24 protein-coding genes and 8 pseudogenes are annotated in these 22,343 nt (G+C 60.7%); 8 read left to right on the top strand and 24 right to left on the bottom strand.

Annotation, left to right across the window (positions count from 1 at the left end; all coding sequences use genetic code 11):
- Positions 1-125: 125 nt before the first annotated feature.
- The 6 genes and pseudogenes from NKJ09_RS27490 to NKJ09_RS27520 all read right to left on the bottom strand — a co-directional run.
- Positions 126-338 (bottom strand): annotated as a pseudogene (locus NKJ09_RS27490) (integrase); the annotation flags it as partial.
- A gap of 621 nt (positions 339-959) precedes the next feature.
- Positions 960-1,205 (bottom strand): DUF982 domain-containing protein, encoded by a 246-nt coding sequence (locus tag NKJ09_RS27500; RefSeq protein WP_352496211.1) that lies wholly within the window; start codon positions 1,203-1,205, stop codon positions 960-962.
- A gap of 8 nt (positions 1,206-1,213) precedes the next feature.
- On the bottom strand, positions 1,214-1,459 hold the full coding sequence (locus tag NKJ09_RS27505; RefSeq protein ID WP_352496234.1) for a DUF982 domain-containing protein: 246 nt from the start codon (positions 1,457-1,459) through the stop codon (positions 1,214-1,216).
- Positions 1,460-1,653: 194 nt separating this feature from the next.
- Positions 1,654-1,914 carry a DUF982 domain-containing protein gene (locus NKJ09_RS27510; RefSeq protein ID WP_352496212.1) on the bottom strand — a complete coding sequence of 87 codons (261 nt, stop codon included), beginning with the start codon at positions 1,912-1,914 and terminating at the stop codon, positions 1,654-1,656.
- Between the two features lie 3 nt (positions 1,915-1,917).
- A complete protein-coding gene (locus tag NKJ09_RS27515; protein ID WP_352496213.1) occupies positions 1,918-2,094 on the bottom strand; it encodes a hypothetical protein in 177 nt (58 codons plus the stop codon).
- A gap of 170 nt (positions 2,095-2,264) precedes the next feature.
- Positions 2,265-2,471, bottom strand: a pseudogene (locus NKJ09_RS27520) (hypothetical protein); the annotation flags it as partial.
- Positions 2,472-2,534: 63 nt separating this feature from the next.
- Between NKJ09_RS27520 and NKJ09_RS27525 the strand changes: the two are divergent.
- A pseudogene (locus tag NKJ09_RS27525) lies at positions 2,535-3,327 on the top strand (class I SAM-dependent methyltransferase).
- 413 nt (positions 3,328-3,740) lie between these two features.
- Here the strand turns inward: NKJ09_RS27525 and NKJ09_RS27530 are convergent.
- From NKJ09_RS27530 to NKJ09_RS27595, 14 genes and pseudogenes are all read right to left on the bottom strand, one after another.
- On the bottom strand, positions 3,741-4,169 hold the full coding sequence (locus NKJ09_RS27530; RefSeq protein WP_352496215.1) for a hypothetical protein: 429 nt from the start codon (positions 4,167-4,169) through the stop codon (positions 3,741-3,743).
- Positions 4,170-4,295: 126 nt separating this feature from the next.
- Positions 4,296-4,472: a hypothetical protein gene (locus NKJ09_RS27535; protein ID WP_023722174.1), complete on the bottom strand. Its 177-nt coding sequence runs from the start codon at positions 4,470-4,472 to the stop codon at positions 4,296-4,298.
- Positions 4,473-4,665: 193 nt separating this feature from the next.
- Complete coding sequence (locus NKJ09_RS27540; RefSeq protein WP_156948257.1) at positions 4,666-4,800, bottom strand: YHYH domain-containing protein; 135 nt, start codon at positions 4,798-4,800, stop codon at positions 4,666-4,668.
- 125 nt (positions 4,801-4,925) lie between these two features.
- Positions 4,926-5,153, bottom strand: coding sequence for a hypothetical protein (locus NKJ09_RS27545; RefSeq protein ID WP_023722175.1), 228 nt, complete (start codon positions 5,151-5,153; stop codon positions 4,926-4,928).
- Positions 5,154-5,596: 443 nt separating this feature from the next.
- Positions 5,597-5,861 (bottom strand): annotated as a pseudogene (locus tag NKJ09_RS27550) (hypothetical protein); the annotation flags it as partial.
- A gap of 4 nt (positions 5,862-5,865) precedes the next feature.
- Positions 5,866-6,147 (bottom strand): divalent-cation tolerance protein CutA, encoded by a 282-nt coding sequence (cutA, locus tag NKJ09_RS27555; RefSeq protein WP_023722176.1) that lies wholly within the window; start codon positions 6,145-6,147, stop codon positions 5,866-5,868.
- A gap of 75 nt (positions 6,148-6,222) precedes the next feature.
- Positions 6,223-7,172 (bottom strand): annotated as a pseudogene (locus NKJ09_RS27560) (IS481 family transposase).
- A gap of 982 nt (positions 7,173-8,154) precedes the next feature.
- Entirely contained in the window at positions 8,155-8,364 is a 210-nt protein-coding gene (locus NKJ09_RS27565) for a hypothetical protein (RefSeq protein WP_084643038.1), read from the bottom strand.
- 272 nt (positions 8,365-8,636) lie between these two features.
- Positions 8,637-9,503: an NAD(+) synthase gene (gene nadE / locus NKJ09_RS27570; protein WP_352496235.1), complete on the bottom strand. Its 867-nt coding sequence runs from the start codon at positions 9,501-9,503 to the stop codon at positions 8,637-8,639.
- Position 9,504: 1 nt separating this feature from the next.
- Complete coding sequence (locus NKJ09_RS27575; RefSeq protein WP_352764139.1) at positions 9,505-10,128, bottom strand: cysteine hydrolase family protein; 624 nt, start codon at positions 10,126-10,128, stop codon at positions 9,505-9,507.
- Positions 10,125-10,439 (bottom strand): hypothetical protein, encoded by a 315-nt coding sequence (locus tag NKJ09_RS27580; RefSeq protein WP_352496216.1) that lies wholly within the window; start codon positions 10,437-10,439, stop codon positions 10,125-10,127. Before NKJ09_RS27580 ends, NKJ09_RS27575 begins: the two co-directional genes overlap by 4 nt.
- The gene (locus NKJ09_RS27585) at positions 10,436-10,666 is read right to left on the bottom strand and encodes a hypothetical protein (RefSeq protein WP_023722182.1); all 231 of its coding nucleotides are present in this window, start codon (positions 10,664-10,666) and stop codon (positions 10,436-10,438) included. The genes NKJ09_RS27580 and NKJ09_RS27585 overlap by 4 nt, the downstream gene beginning before the upstream one ends.
- Before the next feature lie 16 nt (positions 10,667-10,682).
- Positions 10,683-11,458, bottom strand: a pseudogene (xth, locus tag NKJ09_RS27590) (exodeoxyribonuclease III).
- A gap of 123 nt (positions 11,459-11,581) precedes the next feature.
- Positions 11,582-11,764, bottom strand: a complete 183-nt coding sequence (locus NKJ09_RS27595) for a DUF3606 domain-containing protein (protein WP_031195005.1) — start codon at positions 11,762-11,764, stop codon at positions 11,582-11,584.
- Between the two features lie 366 nt (positions 11,765-12,130).
- Here NKJ09_RS27595 and NKJ09_RS27600 point away from each other — a divergent pair, with 366 nt between their 5' ends.
- Positions 12,131-12,646, top strand: coding sequence for a hypothetical protein (locus NKJ09_RS27600; protein WP_352496217.1), 516 nt, complete (start codon positions 12,131-12,133; stop codon positions 12,644-12,646).
- A 1,149-nt stretch (positions 12,647-13,795) separates the two neighbouring features.
- Here the strand turns inward: NKJ09_RS27600 and NKJ09_RS27605 are convergent.
- The 4 genes and pseudogenes from NKJ09_RS27605 to ligD form a co-directional block, all read right to left on the bottom strand.
- A pseudogene (locus NKJ09_RS27605) lies at positions 13,796-13,969 on the bottom strand (ATP-binding protein); the annotation flags it as partial.
- Position 13,970: 1 nt separating this feature from the next.
- A pseudogene (locus NKJ09_RS27610) lies at positions 13,971-14,414 on the bottom strand (helix-turn-helix domain-containing protein); the annotation flags it as partial.
- Positions 14,415-14,456: 42 nt separating this feature from the next.
- Positions 14,457-14,960, bottom strand: a complete 504-nt coding sequence (locus NKJ09_RS27615) for a hypothetical protein (RefSeq protein WP_352496218.1) — start codon at positions 14,958-14,960, stop codon at positions 14,457-14,459.
- 710 nt (positions 14,961-15,670) lie between these two features.
- Positions 15,671-17,449 (bottom strand): DNA ligase D, encoded by a 1,779-nt coding sequence (gene ligD, locus NKJ09_RS27620; RefSeq protein ID WP_352496219.1) that lies wholly within the window; start codon positions 17,447-17,449, stop codon positions 15,671-15,673.
- 157 nt (positions 17,450-17,606) lie between these two features.
- Here ligD and NKJ09_RS27625 point away from each other — a divergent pair, with 157 nt between their 5' ends.
- The 6 genes from NKJ09_RS27625 (at position 17,607) to NKJ09_RS27650 (ending at position 22,187) form a co-directional block, all read left to right on the top strand.
- Positions 17,607-17,849, top strand: a complete 243-nt coding sequence (locus NKJ09_RS27625) for a DUF982 domain-containing protein (protein WP_352484268.1) — start codon at positions 17,607-17,609, stop codon at positions 17,847-17,849.
- Positions 17,850-18,202: 353 nt separating this feature from the next.
- Positions 18,203-18,445 carry a type II toxin-antitoxin system Phd/YefM family antitoxin gene (locus NKJ09_RS27630; RefSeq protein WP_031195006.1) on the top strand — a complete coding sequence of 81 codons (243 nt, stop codon included), beginning with the start codon at positions 18,203-18,205 and terminating at the stop codon, positions 18,443-18,445.
- Positions 18,445-18,861, top strand: a complete 417-nt coding sequence (locus NKJ09_RS27635) for a type II toxin-antitoxin system VapC family toxin (RefSeq protein WP_352496220.1) — start codon at positions 18,445-18,447, stop codon at positions 18,859-18,861. Before NKJ09_RS27630 ends, NKJ09_RS27635 begins: the two co-directional genes overlap by 1 nt.
- Positions 18,851-20,023: a site-specific integrase gene (locus NKJ09_RS27640; RefSeq protein WP_352496221.1), complete on the top strand. Its 1,173-nt coding sequence runs from the start codon at positions 18,851-18,853 to the stop codon at positions 20,021-20,023. Before NKJ09_RS27635 ends, NKJ09_RS27640 begins: the two co-directional genes overlap by 11 nt.
- Positions 20,024-20,215: 192 nt before the next feature.
- Entirely contained in the window at positions 20,216-20,890 is a 675-nt protein-coding gene (locus NKJ09_RS27645) for a protein-L-isoaspartate(D-aspartate) O-methyltransferase (protein WP_352496222.1), read from the top strand.
- Between the two features lie 592 nt (positions 20,891-21,482).
- The gene (locus NKJ09_RS27650; RefSeq protein WP_352496223.1) at positions 21,483-22,187 is read left to right on the top strand and encodes a Crp/Fnr family transcriptional regulator; all 705 of its coding nucleotides are present in this window, start codon (positions 21,483-21,485) and stop codon (positions 22,185-22,187) included.
- Positions 22,188-22,343: the final 156 nt, after the last annotated feature.

Genomic DNA, 22,343 nt, shown 5'->3' on the forward strand with positions numbered 1-22,343 from the left:
CCGCAATGCATGGCCCATGGCGTTGATTCCTTGTGTAAACCAACGCGAGCCGGCACCCGAATTCCATCAAAAGTGAGTCAGAGCCAATTTTGCACGCCGATTCTCAGCTAAAGTCTTCGACTGTCCCCCCCATGCCGCTCAAGCCCTGCGAGCAGGCTCGCTCGGGCGTCAGCCATAAACTCAAATTGAACGGGACGACCTGTCTTCTGCTGAAACACTATCGCGCGAGTCCGAATTTCGGGACCTGCGACTAACGTGCCGATCCTAAGCTTCACAAGATCACAGCCACGCAGCTTGCTGTCGATGGCTAGATCAAAAAGTGCGCGATCACGCAGCCGAGGGGCACAGGGACACGGGAGACCCCTTCCTGATGCTTAGCCAGTATGACGGATAAAGTCGCGTTGCCGTGAGCGCATCTCAGCGAGCAAGGCCGCTTCGTCAGTCATTCCGTCTTGGAACAATTGCAATAGCGTAGACGCGATTATCTCAGCGTCGCCCGAGCTTGCATCGTGGTTGCCGTCTGCGCATATCTCGTCGAACACTCGTTGGAGTAGCGCAAGATCATTCGGATAAAATGCGCTTGTGCCGACGTAACGCTTAAACATCTCACCTCACGAGGCGAGAGTACGACACCCTCTCAATCGCCGGCTGCCTAACAGTTGGCTGGCGACTTCATGACTGTAGGCTAACGCACCGAAATAGCGAATCTATTCGCCAACGTTTCGCACGAACATCCCCTCCTCCTTAGCAGCAGCCCCGAAGGCCTTACGGGCCTCCTCCGGAGTCGCCCGATCCTCGACGGCGCGTCGATGTATAGTTGTGCAGCCTTCCGCCACTTAGGTCCCATCTTGGTCCACTTCAGGAGTTCCTCGGCGGCACCCTCGACATTGTTAGACCCGTAGGTCGGTCGGTCTTGACGTACACTGGAGGGGAGAACCAATGGGTTGCCACGACACCTCCTACTCAGGGGAGAGATACATCTTGGCCTCCTTTGCGGCAGCCTCAAAGGCCTTTCGCACCACCTGAGGGTCAATCGAATCGCCCTCCAGATCTGACAGGCACAGCGTCACCGCCTTATGCCAGCAGGGTCCTCTCCGGGTCCACGTTTTGAGCTGCTCAAGGGCTGCCCTCGCATTGTTGCAGCCATGCCTGACACCGGTTTCAGTCTTCACGAACACCGGAGGGACGAACCAATGGGTTGCCATGATACCTCCTACTCAGGGGAGAGATACACGTTGGCCTCCTTGGCAGCCGCCTCGAAGGCTTCACGGACCTCTTGGGGGGAGGATTTGCCCTCGAATGCATCGACGCAGGATTGGACAGCCTTGGTCCACCTCGGGCCCTTTGTGTCCCACGCCATGAGTTCCTCGGCGGCTCCCTCGACGTGGCTGACCCCATGGCGAATGCCTGGACGTTTCGTCTTCACGTAGACCGGTGGAGAGAACCAGAAGGGACCCATGAGGATGAACTTAGAGCGGCAAGAGGCTGCTGACCAACCCAGTTGCAGCCTCCGCTGATAAGGGAACAACGCAGGCCCTCGCGGGTTTAGAACTCGCAGCGGTCGATTCTTCGTGGATGCACCCGCTGTCGGGCCCGTCGCTTTTCTCACGGGCGGCGGGCCCTCGTGGCTAGAGACTGACTTTGCAATCGAATTTAGCTATTTGCCGTTGGGGGGAAGTAACGTAACGTCCCCTCCTCCTTAGCGGCAGCCAGGAATGCCTTACGGGCCTCCTCAGCTCCCATCTCGTCGAATATCACGGCCATGCAAACGCGCACCGCGAGGTCCCAGCAAGGGCCACGCTTGGTCCACTTCATCAGCTCCTCGCCGGCTGTCTCGGCGTTGTTGACGTTGCGGATGATCCCGGGACGCTCGGTCCTGACAGGGACCGGAGGGTTGAACCAGTGGAGAGCCATACGTCACTCTTTGTCGGCCCTATCAAGTTCCTCCAGCAAATACCTTTGCTCAGCCGGCAGCTCCCGTTCTACAGGCAGATTTAGCAGGTTGCGAAGGTAATTGCGGATTACCTCTGAAGTGATCCACCGCCGCACAACTTCGGCAATAACCTTCTGTTTGGCTTTATCGATTTCAGCCATGTTCGGGCCTGCATGCTTAAAAGGACCGAACTGCACCTCGAGCGGATTTGTTCCTTAAGGGGGCCAGAATGTTTGAGACAAAAATCTGGGCGGGTGATCGGATAACTGGCTCGCGCGAGGCCCCCCCGCGCGCCCTGCGTTTCCCACTGGCGAGGCCCTAACAATCCCCGTCAGAGAAGTTGGAACCGCCAAGCTGCTGCCGTTTCGTCCGCGACGCCATCCACCATTACATGACCGATGCCCCGCGAGCAGCGCTCGATCCGCGCCTCGACGCGGTACACATCACGCAAGAGCGCCGGCGTGACGACATCTTCCGGCGTGCCGCAGGCGAACATCCGGCCCTCGGCGATAACGATGCATTTGTCGGCGAACCGGAGGTGTAATCAAGAATTATCTTTCAGAGCAATTCCAATGTACCGCTTTGGGGGAGAGCATTTCGGGTGATGACGGCTCACGCAAACTATTCGCTGCGCGACGAAATTCGGGACCATTGGTCCGATCGCGCCGAGACCTTCGACCTGCAGGTCGGTCACGAGATTTTTTCCGAGCAGGAGCGCGCCGCATGGGATGCGCTCATAAGCAAACACCTCGGACCCTGCGTCGGACGGGTGGCGTTGGATCTCGCCTGTGGGACGGGCGTGATTTCGCATCTGATTCACGATCTGGGGTTTGTGGTGGCGGGCCTCGACCTGCTCAGAAGCCATGCTCGCCAAGGCACGCGCCAAGGCACAAAACCGCGGCGCCGGTATACGCTTCATCATAGGGGACGCCGAGCGGACGCTCGAGGACAAGGCGAGCTACGATGTCATCGCCACTCGTCACCTAGTCTGGACGCTGGTGGAGCCAAAGGCCGCGTTTGCCGAATGGTTCTCGCTGCTGAAGCCCGGCGGCAAGCTGCTGGTCATCGACGGCGATTTTGTCAGCCGCAACTGGGCGACGAGTTTGCGGGAACTTTGGGAGAAGCTCACAACCGGCAAGTCGCGGGTCGTGGACAATGACCTCGCCTCCATGGCCAGACGCCACCAGAGCATTCTTGCCGGTGTCTATTTCTCGGGCGGCGCACGGGCGGAAGAGATAGGGCGCCTGCTGGCCGAAGCCGGGTTCGATCAGCCCGTCGTCGTCTGGAAACTGGTTGCGATCCATCACGCCCAAGCTCAACAGATGAGTTGGCCCAAGGCGCTCGAACGCGCCACCCAGCACCGCTTCGCGATCTGCGCGACAAAGCCAAAGTAAACTCCTCGGCGCTGCCGGCGTCGGTCGCTCTAGTCAGGGTGGAACTTTAGGGATTTCTAATAATTGCCTGTGACCATTAGGCACGCTCCCTCCACTGCCCGCTGCAGATCGGGCCGCAACCCGATCGGGCCCGCGCTCTCCGCCAGAGGCGCGGGCTTCTTGGTTGCCTCGCGCTTTGCTAGCGTGTGGTGAAAGCAGGCTTCGCTACTGAAGCGTGAACTGCGGGACGCGAAGTTGGCCTCAAGCCGTTTCGTGCGCATTACGATGCCATCGGCCAACTGCATCTTGACGTAAAGCGGGCGCTGAACCTGCTCAACGAACGAACATTCGCGCCACCCCGCGAAATTTCGCCTCAGTCGAACTTGGCCGGCGACGAGAACGGCCGATCGGCGTCTAGCACGAAGATGGCCAGCTCATCGAGATCGGTTGTGCCGGCGCTGAACACTTCTATCGGCGTGTCGGCCCCGTGTCCGGTCATGGTTGTAGGTCACGCCGTTGGGCGTTCTCTGGCCGAGCTTGCCGGCCAGCACGTAGAAGGCCTCCGGTCCCGGATGTGTATGGATTTGCGACTTGGCGCCGGGCGCTCCACCGGCGCGGTTGACGCGCAGCAAATGCTCGCTCGCGCTGATCGGAGGAAGGGGCCCGATCTCGACGACCTTGGTTCCGTCGGGCGTGGAGCCATCCTTCGGTCCGAGCGTGAACAGCCAGACCTTGCCTGCGACCTCCGCCGCAAGCGAGGTCGGGCTTGCAGCGCCCTGGGCCTGCGCAAGCGTCGGGAAACTCTCCAGCCGCCAGTCATTGGCCGTGTGAAGCATCTGCGCGGCGAGGACGACTTGCGGCACGCGTCGTTGCAGGATTTCAGGGACGAAGGAACTACGGAATGAGCACCCGCGGTACGAACTTCTTGCACAAAAGGCTGAGCACGGCCTGCCTGAGAGCCATCTGCCTGCACAAAAGGTAGCATTGTCTTAGCTCCAGATGAACGTGAGGAAGAAACCGGCAATAGCAATTGCCGAGATGACATTGGGCCACCATACGGCATCGTGGGCCGGTTTGGCTGGCTTGTACCTGTGCCCCGTGCGGGGCAGCAGGTCCGGATCGTAGCGCACGTGGCGCTTGGGGTCGTATTTGATTGGCCGTTTCATCGCGGGCCTTGACCACCAGCAAGCTTAAGAGGAGGCGCTGTGCTGGCTGACCAAAAACTTGCGCTCAAGGCAACGGAATAGCATCATTCGAACGAACACTGTTCGTCATGACGAGGAGGGAAGTGAATGCTGTCGGCGGCGCTTTCAAAGCTCTTCCGCAACAGATAGGCGGGTCATTCAGAGGGCCGCATAGTCAGTGGCAGTGGTAGTCGCCTGTCTTGTGGTTCTTGTGACAACCATTGCTGTCGGTGCCGCCGCTGTGTGCATAGGCGCTGGTCGCAAAAGCCAAGGTCAAAGCCGCCAATACGGCCAGAATTGCACATTTCATTTTAGCCCTCCCTCAATTAATCTGCACCAAAGTATCTTTGCAGGAGAGGTCCAAGCAACTTGCCGGAGGCGCGCTAGATCGGGGGCCGGCGCCAAGATCGAAGAGATCACGCCGAAGGTGAAGAGCTAGCCGGTCAGCTTAGTGAAGTCGTGGCGGCGCGCGCGAACATGTGCCAGCAAATTCGTTTCATTGACGACCCCGGATTGAAAGAGAGTCAGCGTCGTCGAGGCCAGAATCTGACCGTCTATCGAGGTGCTGTACCATTTAGCGTCGGCGGTTATTTGGTCGACCACCCGCTGGCAGATCGCCCGATCTTCAGGTCTCAGGAACTGGCTTTGCGGTGCTCGTAGCATCTCGACGCCTTTAAAAAGGGGAGTTACTGTGCCTCCCACGCGACACCCATGCTGGTCGCAGACAATGGACCGTAAACGCATTCAGACGGAAAATTGCCATTCATTTGAGCGGTGCAAGCAAGGTCTTAGCGCTTCGCCCTAACGGGGACGGCCCAGCGGCTTGGTTGCGGGGGGACTGGCAGCTGGAGGCCGCTGGGCCTGACCAGCGAGCCTTCGGGGGTGCTCGCCTGGCTGGCGAATACATGCGCTCAAGCTAATGGAATCGAAACATGCGAACGAAGTACGTGGTGGAAATTCCGCTGTGTATAGCCATAAGGTGCCCCGGAATGGGTCAATGCGTCTGGCACCGCACTTGCAAGGTCAGTATGGGGGAATGGGGCGGAGGCCCGTCGCTTCGCAAATGTAGCGGCGGGTCTTCTGCATAGAGGTCCCGTACCAGCCTGCGCACTGCCGTCCGTCTCGCTTTCCTCATCGATCGCCCGGACCGGCAGATAGGCGTTGGTTTCCAGCACGATCTGAATGCGGTCGGATCTACTGATTTTCATTTCAGCCGCGATGGAGTTGAGAGCGTCCTCCGTTGCGGGCGCCGGAGACGTTTCTAAGCATTAATGCGGCGCGGCGCAGGATGACCTGCAGATCCGCGCGTGAGATGTCCGCGATGCGGTCGGCGGCGCTTTGAAGCTCTTCAGCGATAGATTGGCGGGGCATTCGACTAGCGCTGTTCAAGTTCGCTGACTCTAATCTCCAACGCTGCAATCTGCTGCGCCAACTCGCGGAGCAATTCCTGCTGACTATTATGGTTCTCGACCTCTCTGTCGTTAATGTAGTTGACACAGGCGGCCAAGCGCTCGCTGACGCCATTGAAATGGTCAGCTAAATCGCGCGCGATTCTGCTCGCACCTTGCATGCATGTGCTCTTGTCAAAGAGGCTGCTTCCTGCCGGAACTGCGGACAGAACCAGAATTGCCAAAGAGAATATCACCCGACTGCGCATCCCAAATCTCCCGCCTTCATTTCGCGCGAGACTTTCCCTTCCGAAAGAAAAACGCAAGCTCCGCCCGCCGGTGACCTAAGGGTTTAGTCCCGGCATTTGATGGAGAGGATCGAGCCTGAATCGTTTTGGCTCTTTTGTCCAGATTTTGCAGATGAATTCGTATGGTGTGAGTCCCTTCAGGGTCTTTAGCCTGCGTCCGAAGTTGTAGGCGCTGACGAAGTCTGCGAGATGGGCTTCGAGCTGCTGGTGACTGTCCTAGTGGAAGCGTCTGACGGTGGCTTCCTTGATGGTTCGGTTCATCCTTTCGACCTGTCCGTTGGTCCAGGGATGCTTCACCTTGGTCGTGCGATGCTCGATGCCGCTGTCCCGGCAGGTGCGCCCGAAGATGTGCTCCATGGCGGTGCGGTCCTGCTCGCGGTTTTTGAACTGGATACCGTTGTCGGTGAGGATCGTGTGGATTTTGTAGGGAACCGCCGGGGTGAGATGGCGCAGGAACTCGGCCGCGATCATTTTTGTGGCCCGCTTGTGCAGCTCGACATAGGCGAACGTGCTGGTCCGATCGATGGCCACGAAGAGGTACAGCTTGCCTTCGGCCGTCTGCACCTCGGCGATGTCGACGTGGAAATAGCCGATCGGATAGGTCTTGAACTTGATCTTGGCCGGCTTGTCGCCTTCGACTTCCGGCAGGCGACTGATCCCATGTCGCTGCAGGCAGCGATGCAGGGATGAACGCGTCAGGGTCGGAATCGTTGGCTGCAGTGCGTAGAGGCAATCATCGAGCGGCAGCAAGGTGTGCCGCCGGAAGGCGACGATCATTGCCTCTTCCTCGATCGTAAGCACCGTCGAGGAGGGGTTCCTCGGCCCCGTCGGCACATCGGCGACCGACGTCCGCCCCTTCCACTTGATGACCGTCTTCTGGTTGATCCCGTAGCGCTTCGCCAGCGCTCTCAGGCTCTCTTGACTATTTTGATTGCTCGACGGACTGCCTCTGTCGTCGTGGCGCTGCCGTGAAGAACCTGGCCCATATTGCCTCCTTCGATTCGGAAGAAAAGAATGCACCATCAAAGCTCGGGATCGAACACTTAGGCCACCTTAAAGGCGACCACCCGCTGCCGGCCCTCTCCCGGGCTTTCAAGGGGGTGAGGCATGGTCAGCATCGTAGCTATACGCCCACTCGCATTTCCGGCAATTCCCGCTTCTTGAAATGGCAAAAGGACTTCGCTCCTTTCGACAAACCTGTGCTTCGCTACAAAGTATCGCGCATAGGCGAAGCGCGTCATGGATCGCGGTGTGCACGTTGCGGCTAGCAGCAGCGTCGCCGACCCCATCAGGGCCAGCAGCTTCAAATGGCTGCATGAACAGGCACCCAACCAATGCGCCAGAACAACGAATTGCCTCTTTCAACGGGAGCCATCCACAGAACACATCGGTCAGTGAGCACGCTATAGGTCGCGGTCGCCAACGGCCTTATGGCTCGCATTGGTTGATTGGACCAGACGCCAACAGGTTGCCGGACCCTTCAAGCGCCATGCCTGATCTGACCGAACCCGCAAGTGTCAGGATGCTGTGAGCCAATCGCGGAGAGTGGTGGCACTTGCCGTAAGCTTCTCTTCTGAATGAGAGTACACGCTGCTGACATGACCGGCGATGCAGTGTCAGAAACCCGCAAACTCGGCTGCCTTCCTTCTGAAGGCGGCCGGCGCCTCTGGGGGCGTGGGGTAAGAACGCTTGGCGGCGCCGGCCTGGCGGGTTGGGGTCCGCCACGTGAATAGTAGCGAGCTTGGCGTTTCAGGTAATTCCGCGATCGCGGAAGACGCGTCTACGCGTCCCCATCCGTTTTCGTCGATCTCCCGCCTTGGCAGCTAGGCGTTAGTTTCCAGCCACTCGCGCAGCACGATCGTAATGAGACCCGATCCGCCGATTTCCATTTCGGCCGCTATGCACTGCAAAGCGCCGCCCCCCGCAGGGCGCGCTTGACGATAGCAGGACGAAGTGACTGGCGTTGATTCAATAACCGCGCGGTTTGGCCTTCGGCTCTGGCGAGCTTTCCGACGGGTTTGCAGCCAATTTTGCAGATCGCCGATCTTTTACCCACAGCGACTTTCTTCTTGCCAGTAAATCGTGGCGATCGCCTTCAGCGGTCGCTCGGCTATGCGTCGCAGCAATGGCATAGTCGGCTCTGTTGGTTCGATAGTCCTCTTCTTTTTGCACAGTCATCGTTTGCTCCCAGTTCGTGGCCCCTCTTTTGCCCTACCGGGGAAATTAACTGCCGGTGCATTCCGCGAGTCAATCGATTAAATAATGCACTCTGCAGTCGCGCCTACATCTCATTGTTTTCGATGATGCCGGCTAGCCGTCGGGCAGTTTGGGCGCGGGCGAAGGGGGACGTCTTGAGCCCTCGCGCAGGCCCTACCATTCTCGCGTGGAATGGCTCTGGCTCGGCTTCGCGGTGGCTGCGGCGAGCACGTCGGCCGTGTATCGTGAGGCAGTTATTGGCGATGCGGCAATGGCGAATTAGTCATGGCAATGGCTGTGACCGGAAGCGCTCGCTTATGCGCTGTGCTGGAATGCACATGAAGTATGCGCGTGCGCGCCGCTTCGTCGATCTCTCGGCCTTCGAGGAAGTCGTCGATCTGATCGTACGAGACACCATATGCATCTTCGTCCGGCCGAAGCGGAACGAGGTTCTCCAGATCGGCGGTCGGGATCTTGTCAACAAGTTCACACGGAGCGCCCAGATGCGCTGCCAAAGCGCGAACCCTGCGCTTGTTCAACCCGGAAAGCGGAAGAATGTCGGCGGCACCATCGCCGAACTTGGTGAAGAAGCCCATCAATGCCTCAGCCGCATGGTCGGTGCCGATGACCAGCCCTCGGGTGGCGCCGGCGAGCGCGAACTGGGCGATCATGCGCTGACGCGCCTTAATGTTGCCAAGCAAGAAATCCTCGCGGCCGGCATCGCCGAGCTCGACACTGGCCAGCTTGATCGAATCCAGCATCGCGTCGGCAGCCGGCTTGATGTCGACCCGGTGCACTTCATCCGCTCCTATGGTGTCCAAAGCTCGCTGGGCGTCCTTCTCGTCCGCCTGAGTGCCGTACGGGAGACGAACCGCCACGAATCTTGCCTCGTATCCCGCCTTTCGCAGTTCCTCGATGGCCCGTTGAGCCAGAAGGGCCGCGGCGAGTGAATCCACTCCGCCGCTGATCCCCAGCACATACGCACTGAGGCCCGATGCACGAAGATAGGTGACGAGAAAGTCCACGCGCCGGCGCGCTTCCAGCGCGACATCGAAACTCGGAGTGACGCCAACCCGTCGATGATCATTTCCTGTTCCGTCATGCGCAGTGGTGCTCCTGATGTCACAACATTCCGTCCAGCCGCGCGGCCAGGAGGTCGGCGGTGGTCACCGTCTCGACCTGCATGCCGTAGCCGCTCTCATAGATCGCGAGCATGGCATCGTGGGTCGAGTCAGCTCCGGAACATACCGCATCAGCCACGATGACCACCCGGTAGCCGAGATCGATCGCCCCCATCACAGTGGCGAGCACGCAAACCTCCGTCTCCGCGCCTGACACGATGAGTGAATCAATGCCCGCAGACCGCAGGCGAGCATGCAGTGACCCGTGCCAAGCGGACATGACGGGTTTGTCCTCCAGCAAAGCGGGCGGCACGAACCGCGCCAGTTCCGGAACAAGATCAATCAGCTGAGGATCGAGCCGATCGCGGGTCATCGTCCCCCACTTGTGATAGTACCGCCGCCAGGCGCCGACTGCGTCGTCGGGAGATTGAGGGGGAATAAACCGGGTGAAGATCGTCCGCGCCGGATCAAGTTCGACGAGGGCGACGACATTGGGCAATACACGCTCCATCCACGGCGTGTGCCATTCAGTCGCCTCGGCAAACATCCGTTGCATGTCGACGCAGAGGTGAACCCAGCGCTCACGAAGCGGTCCAAACCGCAGGGCTTGGTCCAATTTCGTCAAGGCCCGACCGCCTCCCTGACAATGCTTTGCGCCTCGGACTTGTCCTGATGACCCACGATCTTCGCTTCCTTGCCTTCGGCGACTTGGCAGCCGACGAAGTAGTCCTCGATATTCTTGAGCTTGTTCAGTGGCATGTAGGCGAACTCATATGGTGGATGATCCTGGTGCAGCAGGAGCGGTGCCGCCAGTAGGCGGTTGTTGCGTTTGGCGGTTCCCCGCTCGACACATCCGCCGCGATTCCTCCGAGGACGCGGCACCGCAGCAGTGAGCCCATCGGAAGATTGGGATCCGTAAGCAGCGACATTTTTCATTGGATCACCTTCGTCAGCTTGCGTCGAACCGAGAAGCCGAACGAAAAAGGCAACGCGAAACCCAAAGTGAGCAGTTTCTTGGCTCGCAACATCCTGGTCTCAGCATCGTGGGCGTTCTGCGTCCGGCCTTCTTGGGGCGTCTCAACCGCAAAGCTGTAGCCGCCGGCCGCGTAGAGAGAGATATTGTCGATTGACTCGTTCATTTCGGGATAATCCGGTTCGACCATCCGTGTTCCTCGTGGTTCAATTGAGCTCGATCCAGGCCGGCGCATGGTCGCTTGGCTTCTCCCACCCGCGAAGCTCGACATCCACGCCGGCATTACGCAGCCGGTCGGAAAGAGAGGGGCTCACCAGGAGATGGTCCATGCGCAGGCCGGAACTCCGATCGAAGCCGCCCCGGTAGGAGAAATTCCAATAGGTGTAGATGCCCTTCTCCGGATGGATGCGCCGGACGGCATCGATCCAGCCACCTTTGAGCATTTTGGCATAGGCCTGCCGGCTCTCCGGGAATAGACCGCATCGCCCAGCCATCGCCTCGGCACCACGGCGTCGATTGGGGTTGGAACGACATTATAGTCGCCGCAGAGAACGCTTGGTGCCCCGTCGTCGAGCAAATGCTGGCCGTAGCTGATGAGACGATCGAACCAGCGCAGCTTGTAGTCGAACTTTGGGCCAGGCGCTGGATTGCCATTGGGCAGGTAGAGGCAGCCTACGACTATCCCATCTACCTCGGCCTCGATATAGCGGCTGTGGGTATCGTCTGGATCGCCCGGTAGGCCGCGTCGACGTTCCACCGGCTCGATTCGGCGAGCGAGGATTGCCACACCGTTATAGGATTTCTGGCCGTGCCAGATGGCGCCGTAACCCGCCTCTCTGATCGCATCGACAGGGAACTTGTCGTCCGACGTCTTCAATTCCTGCAGGCAAATGATGTCGTAATCGGTTTCGCCCAACCACTTCAGGAGCACAGGCAGCCGGCCGTTGACGCCGTTCACATTGAAGGTGGCGATGCGGGTCATGTGCATGCCCTCTCATGAGATACTGGCGGCGACCGGCGCGCAGGGGGGCGTGGCCTATCCCGTTGCGCTGAACCCCCAGCTCTTGGTATCGCCAACTTCGCCGGCATCCTGTGCGGCCGAGGTTCACTTCTTGCCCAGCTCGTCTTCGACCTTCTTGCGACTGTTGCCGAGCGACTTCACCGCCGATTTGACGTCAGCTTTGCTGGCGCCGGTTTTGCCCGCCTCGTACTTCATTTCATGATCCTGCCCACCAGCGACCCTGGCACGGTCCTGATTGCGTCCACGTGTTGTTCCAGTGCTTGCCATTTCTTCCTCCGAGGATTGCCGTTCCAGTCCCAACAACGCAGCCGGACTCTTCCGGTTCAATCCTTCGACGCGCGGGCCATGGAACCGAATCCAGGCCGGGTTTGTTGAATCAGCCCATGTATTCGAGGCCCTCAGTCGACCAGGCGCTCACCGACGACGCCCCCGAGCTCGCCGCCAGCCTGCACGACTTGGCCGACCAGCTGCACACCCCCTGCCCGCCAGCCTGAGCGACCGCGTCGTGCGGCGCAGGCCACCGACCTCGGCCGGGTCGCCAGGGATACGTGGCACGGCGCCGCCACCGGCGACGCGACAATCCCCGCTGGCCTGGCTGGCGCCCTGGTCACCGATGCATCCGGCATCGGCGACGTGCGCGACCTGATCCACGAAGGCTGCGCCTATCTCGACGGCGCCGCCTATGACCCGGTCATCCTCGGCCTCGCCGCCGTCGGGCTCACCATCGCGGTCGTGACGGTGACCATCCTCGGCGCCACCACGCCGGCACGCGTCGGGGCCACGGTTCTCAAGGCCGCCAGCAAGGGCGGCCGGCTGTCGAAGCCGCTGCGCGGCGAATTGGTGCGGCTCGCCGGCGACGCCGTCGATGGCGAGGCGCTGCGCGCCACGGGGACTCTCGCCAGGGCCGGCGATCTCGCCGCCGCCTGCGCCACGCTTACGGGCGTGCTGCGCCCTGCCCCGTTGGCCACCCTGCGCACAGCCGCCGCCGACCTCCTCGGCATCGTCGCCAAGGCGCAAGGCTACCGCGCCACGGCGGATGTTCTGAAGCTGTGGACATCCGCGGCGGACATGGGCCGGTTCACGCGCCTGTCGGCGCGGTTCGGCAGGGGTTCCGGGGCCTCCTCGCCGTGCTCGGCGCCTCGGCGCTGACGCTCGCCGGCCTGACCGTCACGCTCACCAGTTAGCTTGCTGGCCTCGGCCGTGCTGTGGGCCCTGCTCTACTTCAGCTGGCGGCTCCTGCGCCGGCTGGGGCGGTGAGCTACCCCGTGGGGGCTGTCTGCCTGGCTGTCTGCCCGCACACCCCCGAGGATATTGTAGGACGGTTAGGATCCTGTTTTCGGAGGTGTCATGGCGCGGAGACGGGCTGGCAGGCGGGCGATCAGCTCGCCGATCGGCACGCCCGGCCGGGGGTCGCTAAGACTGGCACGCTGCATGGCCTCAAGGACGGGTGTGGGTCTCCGCATCGTCGACGCTCGAGCCGCCTTCAGCGGCCGGCACCTGACCACGCGCGCTGTCAGTCGGCTTCGCCGGCATGGAACAGGGCTGCACCAGGCGTACCCCAAGCCCCCGCCCAGCCTGGCGCGACGCGTGACCGCCCGCCGCGCCTCGCGCTCGGCGGGTTTGTCATTTCCGCCGCGGTGCCCTTTCCGCCTTGTAAGGGGCGGTATCCAGCGACGAACATTTTCTCCACGCTGCTAAGGAGCGATATGACAATTCTTGCGGTTAACTTCCAAGCGATACCCGACTCCCCTCTCTGATCTGGGAATCACTTTACCAAATCAATGCGTTTCCACACAGGCTGGACCCAAGGCGGTCGCCATCAGTCAGCAGTAGACCTGCTCAAGCTCCGCCCGACCGAAGAATCCGTGTGTTGCGGCCGCCTTAACGCCGGATGTGAGCGCCGCATCTACCGCTCGCGACTTCGCCTACTACGCTCACTGCCGCGGGCTTTTCGACGGGCAACTCTAAGTTCGGCGAGCGTTGGCCTCCACCAGCCTCTGAAGCGTTCGGTCGGCCCGGCGGATAGCCGAGCGGGCCATGTGCTCACAAGTTCGGCCAGCGTAGCCGAACGCCACCTGCCCCAAACGAAGTCGCCGTTCGCAGGCATTGCGCGGGGGTAGAAGGCGGCTGCGTCGGATAGCTCAAGCAGTTCACCGGAAATTTCAGTGAAGACGACAATCCCGTACTGCTCGGTTGCGACAGCGCGGCCCAGAGTAGGTAGATCTTGAGCTGGCGGCGGATAGCGTGTCAAACGAATCCAGGAATTGACCCCTTTGGCGAACTGAAGAACTGACCCCTTCATTGGTTTGCTGTTTCGTTTGTTTCGGGCACCGAGCCGACCTTCTGCAGAAGGCCGGACCGTCGCTTTTCGCGCAGCCTGTAGCTGTCCCCCCTGATGGTGATCACAGTTGAATGGTGAAGCAGGCGATCCAAGATTGCCGTGGCCACCACGGGATCTCCAAAAACGCTCCCCAGTATCGCCAAAGTCGATCTGCATCTGATGACCTGGCCCCGTCTCAAAGCGAACCGTCGCGCGCTTCTGCGCCTTCAATTCCCGCCGCCAGCGCTTCACTCTCAGCTCCACCGAGCGAAGCCCGATCACGATACCATGTTCGCTCGCCAATTCCTGGCGAATGACATCCGCGTTTCCATCATGACGAAAGAAACGCTCTCTAAGCCAATCGTCCAGACCGTCGAATGCAGTTCGACGAGCAGGCTGGCGATACGCCACGACACCACCTTCACGCAGATAGCGGCGAACCGTATTGCGCGCGCAACCGAACTCTTGCGCAATGCGCTTCGCACCCCAGCCGACCTCATGCAGCCGAACCATCGCTGAAACTTCTTCCCCCGACCGCATCTCCTCAACCCGCATTGTTGTCGACAAGGCGAGCTTCGATGGAAATTCTTCTTGCATCCACTGATCCTCTCAAAAATGAGGGGTCAGTTCTTCGTTTCGTTAGGGGGTCAGTTTCTCACTTCGCCTGACATAGCGATGGCGCCGGCGTTCAGCAGCCCGCTTTTGTGCGGCTTTATATGCTTCGGTGTTCCTGGCGGCTGCTCGTCGCCGTTTCCTCTCCTCCGGTTCGGCATGCTGCGCAGCTTTTTCGATGCTTGGCCATCGGCGCCGTAGCTCTTCATATGAGCGGAACGGAACTCTCCAAGCCCGCAACTCATCGTCCCAACTCGCCCACGGAACAGCGCGCAATTCTTCAAGCACGGTCCTCGAATAGGAGGTGCGAATGCGGAGGTCGTCCGCGATCTCCAGATACTGGCTCGATATTGGGTCGAAGGCGAAGGCATCGCGTCCCTTGCTATCGTCATGGGGCGCCCGTAGCGCTGCCTCTTGCGCCAGCCAGCGGTCGATCCGCCGGGCCGCCGTCTTGCCGGGTACGAACCAGTTGCTGCGCTCGTCGCTCCATCTGGCACGCGGAAAGGTTTGCTGAAACCGCTCGATCGCCATTCGATCGAACGAAAAGCGGGCTTCGGCACCACGTGCATCCTTTTTCTGCGGCGCGGGACGAGCGTTGGATTCCGTCATTGTGCATCAACCGAGTTCGCTGCACGAACGCAGCGCCGGCCCTAAAAGTTCACCAGCCTGACGGACTCCGCGGAATATGGCGCCTGAAGTGATCCCCGATGCTCGAGACCGGCGAAGTGAATCTTTTCCCACGCTCGGCGGTTAGGGAGAGCCGAGAGGATGACCAATGTCTAAACCAGATGGGAGAGCGGCTTGCGGCCGTGCGGCCGATAAAAGCTCGTTCGTGGCAACCGTGGTGCCGAGACGTTGGCTAGGCGGACGCAGTCACCTTTCCGGAGAGCCGGCAAGCCTACGCCGAAATGCTGGGTAACGGCTGATTGATGCCGTCCGCCGCATCCATCCACAGAAAGGCATCTACACGTATTGGAACTTCTCCTACCGGGGCGGTTATGATCGGAGTTCCGGCCTCCGAATGGATCATCTCCTCGTGAGCCCATCACTTTCGAACAGGTTACGTGATGCCGGCGTGGACGCTGATTTGCGAGGTTGGGAAAAGCCGAGTGATCATGCGCTCGCCTGGATAGAGCTCGACCTCTGCGGCAAATAGTTGAGTGATCCATTGTTCGGCTAGGCGTCTTCGCCGACTGCTGACAAAAATCCCTGCCGGGAATTTCGTTTCCTGCCCTTGATCGTCACGCTGCCTTTCTGACGGCCGCCCTGAACGGACGGTCGATGGTGAAGGCATCTGGACGGATGGCTGCCTCAACCTGGCTCCAGGTCACGGGATGAGCGATTGGGAAGCCAGGTCGCGCTCGTGGGGAGAAGGCGCCGACCGCCGTGTTGCCGCGCCCATTGCGGAGGTAATCAATGAAGATGCGGCCCTTTCGGGCTGCCGGTGCGGCGGAGAGCAGATAGCGATCAGGATGAGCTTCAGCGAGGCGCTTGGCGAACGACCGGGCAAGGAGCCGGGCATTGTCGTGCGTGATCTTCGTCGCAAGTGGGGCCATCAGGTGAATTCCCTTGCCGCCCGTCACCTTCGGCCAGCTCTCCAGACCTTCTGGTTCCATGATGTCGCGGAGCGCTAGCGCGGTCCGGATGACCTCATCCCACTCGACCCCCTCACCCGGGTCGAGGTCCAGAACGATGCGGTCGGCATGCTCGATGTCATCAACGGTGGCATTCCAAGGATGCAGCTCTACAGCATCCATCTCGACCAGCCCTAGCAGGCCGGCAAGGTCGTCCACCCACACGCGCACACCTTCGCCACCCTCGCGCTTCTGAACGCGCAACTGATGCACTGCTGGCGGGATCTTCGGCAGCGCGCCCTTGTGGTAAAAGGTTGCGCCGAGAGCATGGCGGACCAGCTTCAGCGGTCGGTGGCCGAGATGGACAAGTGCGTGATCGGCAACCCTCTGCCAATAGCGCGCAAGCTCTTCTTTGGACGGCGAGACCGCCTCGGGCAGCAGTTGCAGGATGTTCTCGCTGGGAACGCCATATTCCCGGGCTGGCCCACGTCGCTTTGATGGCGCAGGAGGCTTGGCCGGGATCGCCACGAGGTCTTCTCGCAGACCCTTGAACACGGCTTCACGCAGCACGCCGCGATCTGTTACGCCACTGAATTGCACCTCGGCCAGCACGTCTGGTCTGACCCATGTCGCCTTCGGTTTCACAATGGGCTCTGACAGAGGCGACTTGCTGATGATCAGCGGGTCAAGCCGCTCTCGAACCAGTCGCGCAGCGCTCAAGGTGTAGCCGCTGCGAGCCTTCCCGGCATAGAGCAGTCGGTCGCCCTCGCGACGGCCTATGTAGAGCGATGCGATCCGGCGCGGGTGAGCGCCGAGCTTTTCCACGAAAGCGACAATGGGGAAGGTGTCGCTCTTGATGCACTTCACTTTGAGCCAACTTGTCTGGATACCCGAGCGGTACGTGGCATCGGTGCGCTTGGAGACAATCCCCTCCAAGCCCATTCGGCAGGCATGTTCAAACACGTCCGTGCCGCTCACCTCCAGATGCTCGGCATAGGTCAGTGTCGGCGCTGAGTTCTTAAGCAGCTTCTCTAGGGCTGCCTTGCGCCTCACCAGCGGCTGCTGTCGTAGATCGCGCCCGTTGAGGTGCAGCAGGTCGAACGCGTAGAAGATGAGCCTCGCCGAGTCTGGATTGCCCAACTCCCGTTCCAAGGCTTGGTAATCCGGCAGGCCGCTGTCGCCGAGAACGACAGCCTCCCCGTCGATGATCGCCGCCTTCACCGGCAAGCCCGCCGCTGTTTGAACAATTCGTCGGTATCGATGCGACCAGTCGTAGCCACGACGCGTGAAGGCCCGCGCTTTACCGCCCTCAATGATCAGCTCGGTGCGGTAGCCGTCGTATTTGATCTCGTGAAGCCATTCGCCGCCCTCGGGCGCATTCTCGACCAGCGTGGGCGACTGGAACTCAATGAAAGAGAGCTGGCCATCCCCAGCTTTGGAACTCATGGCATACTCCTGACCTTCCACCCAAACCTTGCGGCCAGTGAATAGGTTCCGCAACAGGGCTGGCCGGAGGAGTAAGGCCCCGAGCCGGTTTACCCGATCCTTGCTCGAACCGGGCGTGGTTGAGGGAACTCTTAGTTAAGCCGTCGCTTATGTACGAATGTCGCTCCATTGGTTCTCTCCGCCGGTCTCCGTAAGGACCACCCGTCCTGGCATTGCTTATCAGTGCAACAACGTCGAGGGAGCCGCCGAGCAACTGTTGCAGTGGACCAAGCGTGGCCCCAAGTGGCACAGCGCAGTGCAGCTCTGCATGGATGCCATGATCGATCAGGTGAAACCCGAAGTGGTCCGCAGGGCGTTTCTCGAAGCGGCCAAGGAAGAGGGAAACCTAGTGCCTCCTTAGCATCTGCGACCGAAAGCCCTACTCTTGGTTGGGCACGAACCTAACAAAGAGCATCGTCGGCTCTGCAGCGAGGCGGCGGTCGTAGAACTGGCAAGCGAGGACCATTGACTTGCCGACTACCGCTGCGCCTTCAGCGATAGTCAAGCTATCCGGCATTTAAGCTGACTTGCAGGGGATTTTCTCGGGCCTTCTCACTATCGATAATTCTCTCTTATCGATAGCGATCAGACCAAGGCTTGACCAACCTGCGGAATCGGCGCTATCGTGGTGCAGAACCGTGTTTGTCGTGCATGGCTGGGCTCAGCGCGACGCGAGTCGCATAGCGCACAGCAAGCTCCTACGAGGACAAAACAATGACCATCACGGTGAAAATTGGCGAGGCCAAAACCCACCTTTCGGAACTGCTCGCTAAGGTCGAGGCCGGTGAGGAGGTGATCATTTCGCGCGGCAACGATCCCATTGCCAAGCTGTCCCGCCTTCCCCAAAACCAGGATCTGGGCGCCTTGATCGAAGAGGTCCGCGCCGCGCGGGCCCACGCAAAACCTGTCACCACCGAGGAAATTCTGGCCTGGAAGCATGAAGGCCACCGTTACTGATGCGTCTCGTCCTGGACGCGTCCATAGCCGCGGCCTGGCTGCTGCCGGAGGAGCACAGCGCGGTCGCCGAGACCCTGGTTGCCGGCCTGACGGGGCGATCGCCGGTGCCGTCGCTGTTCTGGCACGAGGCGCGCAGTGTCGTGCTGATGGCCGAGCGGCGTAGCCGCATCGCCGCAGGCGAAGCGGCCACCGCCATGGCACGGCTGCGCCGATTGCCGCTGGAGGACGCCGGCGGCGGGTCGGACGGCGCGGTGCTGGCGCTAGCGGCCGCGCACGGTCTCAGTGCCTATGACGCCGCCTACCTTGCGCTGGCCATCGAAACCGAGTTGCCGCTGGCGACCCTCGATCGCAAGTTCGCCGTTGCCGCGCGCGGCAAGGGAGTCCGCATTTTCGGACCGCTCGCCAATGGCAACTGACCTCGTCGCTCGGCCACCTGGCAATGGTGTTCGACGCGCCGAGGCGCTCGACGCATTGGATTCGGTGCTGCCCTTCGACCGGCGCGATCTTTTGGCCGAAATCCTGACCGACGACGATGTCGCAACGCTGCGCCACCTGGCCAAAGAAGGCATCGGCGCAAACTCTCTCCGGGCGCTGGCCTCCGACCTTGGCTATCTCGAGGCATGGTCTTTTGCCGCCACCGGTTCTCCGCTGCCCTGGCCGGCGCCGGAAACGCTTTTGATCAAATTCGTCGCCCACCACCTGTGGGATTCTTCCCGGCGCGAGAGTGATCCGACCCATGGCATGCCGGCTGACATAGCGGCGTCGCTGGTAGCCCAGGGCCTGTTACGGGTGACAAAAAGACCGCATGCGCCGTCCACCGTGCGCCGGCGCCTGTCGAGCTGGTCCACCTTGACCAGATGGCGCGGACTTGTCGGAAACTTCAACGCGCCGGGGCTGCAGAGCGCCATCAGACTGGCGGTGCGCGCCGGCGCCCGGCCGCGGAACCGCAAGAGCAAGAAAGCGGTGACCGCTGACATTTTGACCGCCCTCCTGAAGGCCTGCGCCGGCGACCGCCTCGTCGACATGCGCGATCGCGCGCTGCTCATCACCGCCTTCGCCTCGGGCGGTCGCCGCCGCAGCGAGGTTTCTGACCTCCGCGTCGAACAGCTCATCGAAGAAGAGCCGGTGCCCGCGGATCCCAAGGATTCAGAGGGGCAAAAAATTCCCTGCCTAAAAATCCGGCTCGGCCGGACCAAGACGACACAGGCCGATGGCGACGCTTTCGTGCTGCTCGTCGGCCGGCCGGTGACGGTGCTGCGAGCGTGGCTCGAGCGCGCCGGCGTCACTGAAGGCGCCGTGTTTCGCGGCATCGACCGCTGGGGCAATCTCGAAGCGCGCGCCCTGACGCCGCAGGCCGTCAATCTGATCCTGAAGCGCCGCATCGCCGAGGCCGGGTTCGATCCGCAAGCCTTCTCCGCCCACGGCCTGCGCTCCGGCTATCTCACCGAAACCGCACGCCGCGGCATTCCGTTGCCCGAAGCCATGCAGCAGTCGCAGCATCGCTCTGTGCAGCAGGCCTCGAACTACTACAATGACGCGGAACGCACGCTCGGGCGGGCGGCGCGGATAATCGTCTGAGTCGCAGATCGATCCGACCCTTGCGGCGCGCCCAGAATCTCAAGAGTCGCCGCCGGCGATAGCCTGCCAAGACTGTGACTGTCACCCACGCTTGCCCTGGGCACCCGCAATGGAAATGATCGCGGGCGCTACCGTGACGAACAGGATATAAGGCTCTCTGGCAGCAAGCTGGTTGAGGGAAGCCCCACCGTCATGAAGCCAATGAACGAAGAGCATCTCGCGGTCCTACGCAGGCACATGGTCGAGATGATTGCAATCCATACCGACCTTGCAAGCGAAGAACTCGGCAAGGCGGCGCTCGATGAGCAGGTGATGGCAGCGATGCGGCGAGTGCCGCGGCATCTCTTCGTGCCAGCCTCGGTTGCACCTTATGCCTACCAGGACATGCCGCTGCCGATCGGCTTCGATAAAACCGTCTCGCAGCCTTTCATCGTCGCTCTCATGACCGATCTCCTCGCGCTGCAACCGCACGAGGCGGTGCTCGAGATCGGCACCGGCCTGGGCTATCAAACCGCAATTCTCGCGGAGCTCGCCGGGCAAGTTTGGAGCGTCGAAATCATCGAGGAATTCGCAAGCCATGCCGAGGCTCTGCTGCAGGGCCTCGGCTTATCCAATGTCGGCATTCGTGTCGGAGACGGGTCGCGCGGCTGGCCTGAGCACGCCCCATACGACAAGATCCTGGTCACCGTGGCGGCTGGGCGGGCGCCGCCGGCCTTGCTTGAGCAGCTCAAGCCGGGGGGACGCCTGGTTATGCCTGTGGGACCTGAAGATGTGCAGTTGCTGACGGTCATCGACAAGGATTCGGCAGGGCAACTGAAGACTCGCAAACTCATCCCGGTTCGGTTCAGCCGGCTCGAAACGGTCTAATGAGGTGCGACAACTGGCGCGACCGCGCGTTTCCGACCGTCAATCAGATGCCAGCCTTCCGCGTTTCTTCGCCCTTGGTGAACGCGAAGAAACGGTAGAGTCGAGGTGTGGCGCAATGGCGGTAGGTTGAACATATCTGTTTGCCGCCCCTTCGTCTTGTCTTGCCTTATTGATTCAACCTTGGCTCCGTTTCCACACCCCGCTCATCGAACCGGACCTGCAGATCTCCCGCATCCGGCTCTCGGACAAGTACTCACGCCTTCAGCCACGACACGCCACGTCCAAGTCGGGTCAGACGTACGAGCCCGAAGTGCTCGTAAAGATGCGAGTCTGGATAGGCTCCGCCCTTGCTTCGTGCAGGCTAGCTGCTGCTGAGCAATGATCTCACTACACTTCTGCAGGGATTGGCGTAGATCGTCTCGCCGGAGCCGGAAGACTTGACCGCCTGATGCTTGCAACCCCTTGATCTAAACGCAGTCTACCTCATTCGAACAGACGAGGACAGTAGGCCATGCTGCCTCTACCGTGGGTGGTCCTTCTGTCAAACTCGTGCGGGAGAAATTATTGTAGGTTGTGCGGAAATTGAAGCAACATGCAAACACTGTTGCAGTTCATACACTCGCATCCCGTAGGGGGGACATTCTCGAAGGACGATTGGGGTAACAACGATTTTCTCGGTGTTACCGCAAGAATTTACAAACCCCATTCGGTGATATCCCGCCAGGATGACAACAACGATGGGATATTCATCGTAAAATCGGGTTGGGCCCTCCTTTACCGCGGACTACTGGACGGAGAACGCCAGATCATCGACACTCCTCTGCGGGGGGACATTGTCGGTTTCCGTTCCGTGGACGGACCCCGTTTAGCGTCCCTGGCGTCCATAACCGAACTAGCTGTTTATGAAATTTCCAGCAAGAAACTGATAGAGGCCATCTTGTCGGAAGGCCGCCTTGGGAAGACCATCGCCTGCTCCCTAGCCCGCCTGAACGCCATCCTTGCCGAACATCTCATGAATGCCGGGCGGCGGAACGCGATGAGCCGCACCGCCCATTTCCTGCTCGAGTTGGAGGAGAGGCTCTCGATCGTTGGCCTGTCGGCCCATGGAAGATATGAGTGTCCCCTTACCCAGCACGAATTGGCCGACATCCTCGGAATGACCACCGTTCACCTCAATCGGACGTTGAGGGAACTCCGCAAGGCCGATCTCGTCGCTTTCAAGGCAGGCCATGTAGAGGTGATCAACCGCAAGAAGCTGGTCAAGACAGCCGGATTCGACAGCGAGTACCTCAGGTAAAGGTTATTCCCTCTAGCTCGGGTTCAACCGTCTCGCGAACTTCCGCGTCGCCGCCTGCGGCGCGGTGCTGGGCGCCAGCGCGTAGGCCATCAGCAAAATTTCTGCTGGAAGACGACAGTGCGCCGTCGCTTGAGCAGTTCCAGACGATGCTTAGTG

Source organism: Mesorhizobium sp. M0189, from assembly GCF_040322135.1.
Classification (GTDB): Bacteria; Pseudomonadota; Alphaproteobacteria; order Rhizobiales; family Rhizobiaceae; genus Mesorhizobium.

Coding starts and splice junctions, on each gene's coding strand:
- NKJ09_RS27500 (WP_352496211.1), bottom strand. CDS start 1,205: ATGGCAACCCATTGGTTCGTCCCTCCGGTGTTCGTGAAGACTGAAACC.
- NKJ09_RS27505 (WP_352496234.1), bottom strand. CDS start 1,459: ATGGGTCCCTTCTGGTTCTCTCCACCGGTCTACGTGAAGACGAAACGT.
- NKJ09_RS27510 (WP_352496212.1), bottom strand. CDS start 1,914: ATGGCTCTCCACTGGTTCAACCCTCCGGTCCCTGTCAGGACCGAGCGT.
- NKJ09_RS27515 (WP_352496213.1), bottom strand. CDS start 2,094: ATGGCTGAAATCGATAAAGCCAAACAGAAGGTTATTGCCGAAGTTGTG.
- NKJ09_RS27535 (WP_023722174.1), bottom strand. CDS start 4,472: ATGAAACGGCCAATCAAATACGACCCCAAGCGCCACGTGCGCTACGAT.
- NKJ09_RS27540 (WP_156948257.1), bottom strand. CDS start 4,800: ATGAAATGTGCAATTCTGGCCGTATTGGCGGCTTTGACCTTGGCTTTT.
- NKJ09_RS27545 (WP_023722175.1), bottom strand. CDS start 5,153: ATGCTACGAGCACCGCAAAGCCAGTTCCTGAGACCTGAAGATCGGGCG.
- cutA (WP_023722176.1), bottom strand. CDS start 6,147: ATGCGCAGTCGGGTGATATTCTCTTTGGCAATTCTGGTTCTGTCCGCA.
- NKJ09_RS27565 (WP_084643038.1), bottom strand. CDS start 8,364: ATGACTGTGCAAAAAGAAGAGGACTATCGAACCAACAGAGCCGACTAT.
- NKJ09_RS27580 (WP_352496216.1), bottom strand. CDS start 10,439: ATGAAAAATGTCGCTGCTTACGGATCCCAATCTTCCGATGGGCTCACT.
- NKJ09_RS27585 (WP_023722182.1), bottom strand. CDS start 10,666: ATGGTCGAACCGGATTATCCCGAAATGAACGAGTCAATCGACAATATC.
- NKJ09_RS27595 (WP_031195005.1), bottom strand. CDS start 11,764: ATGGCAAGCACTGGAACAACACGTGGACGCAATCAGGACCGTGCCAGG.
- NKJ09_RS27615 (WP_352496218.1), bottom strand. CDS start 14,960: ATGGCGATCGAGCGGTTTCAGCAAACCTTTCCGCGTGCCAGATGGAGC.
- ligD (WP_352496219.1), bottom strand. CDS start 17,449: ATGAGTTCCAAAGCTGGGGATGGCCAGCTCTCTTTCATTGAGTTCCAG.
- NKJ09_RS27625 (WP_352484268.1), top strand. CDS start 17,607: ATGTCGCTCCATTGGTTCTCTCCGCCGGTCTCCGTAAGGACCACCCGT.
- NKJ09_RS27630 (WP_031195006.1), top strand. CDS start 18,203: ATGACCATCACGGTGAAAATTGGCGAGGCCAAAACCCACCTTTCGGAA.
- NKJ09_RS27635 (WP_352496220.1), top strand. CDS start 18,445: ATGCGTCTCGTCCTGGACGCGTCCATAGCCGCGGCCTGGCTGCTGCCG.
- NKJ09_RS27640 (WP_352496221.1), top strand. CDS start 18,851: ATGGCAACTGACCTCGTCGCTCGGCCACCTGGCAATGGTGTTCGACGC.
- NKJ09_RS27645 (WP_352496222.1), top strand. CDS start 20,216: ATGAAGCCAATGAACGAAGAGCATCTCGCGGTCCTACGCAGGCACATG.
- NKJ09_RS27650 (WP_352496223.1), top strand. CDS start 21,483: ATGCAAACACTGTTGCAGTTCATACACTCGCATCCCGTAGGGGGGACA.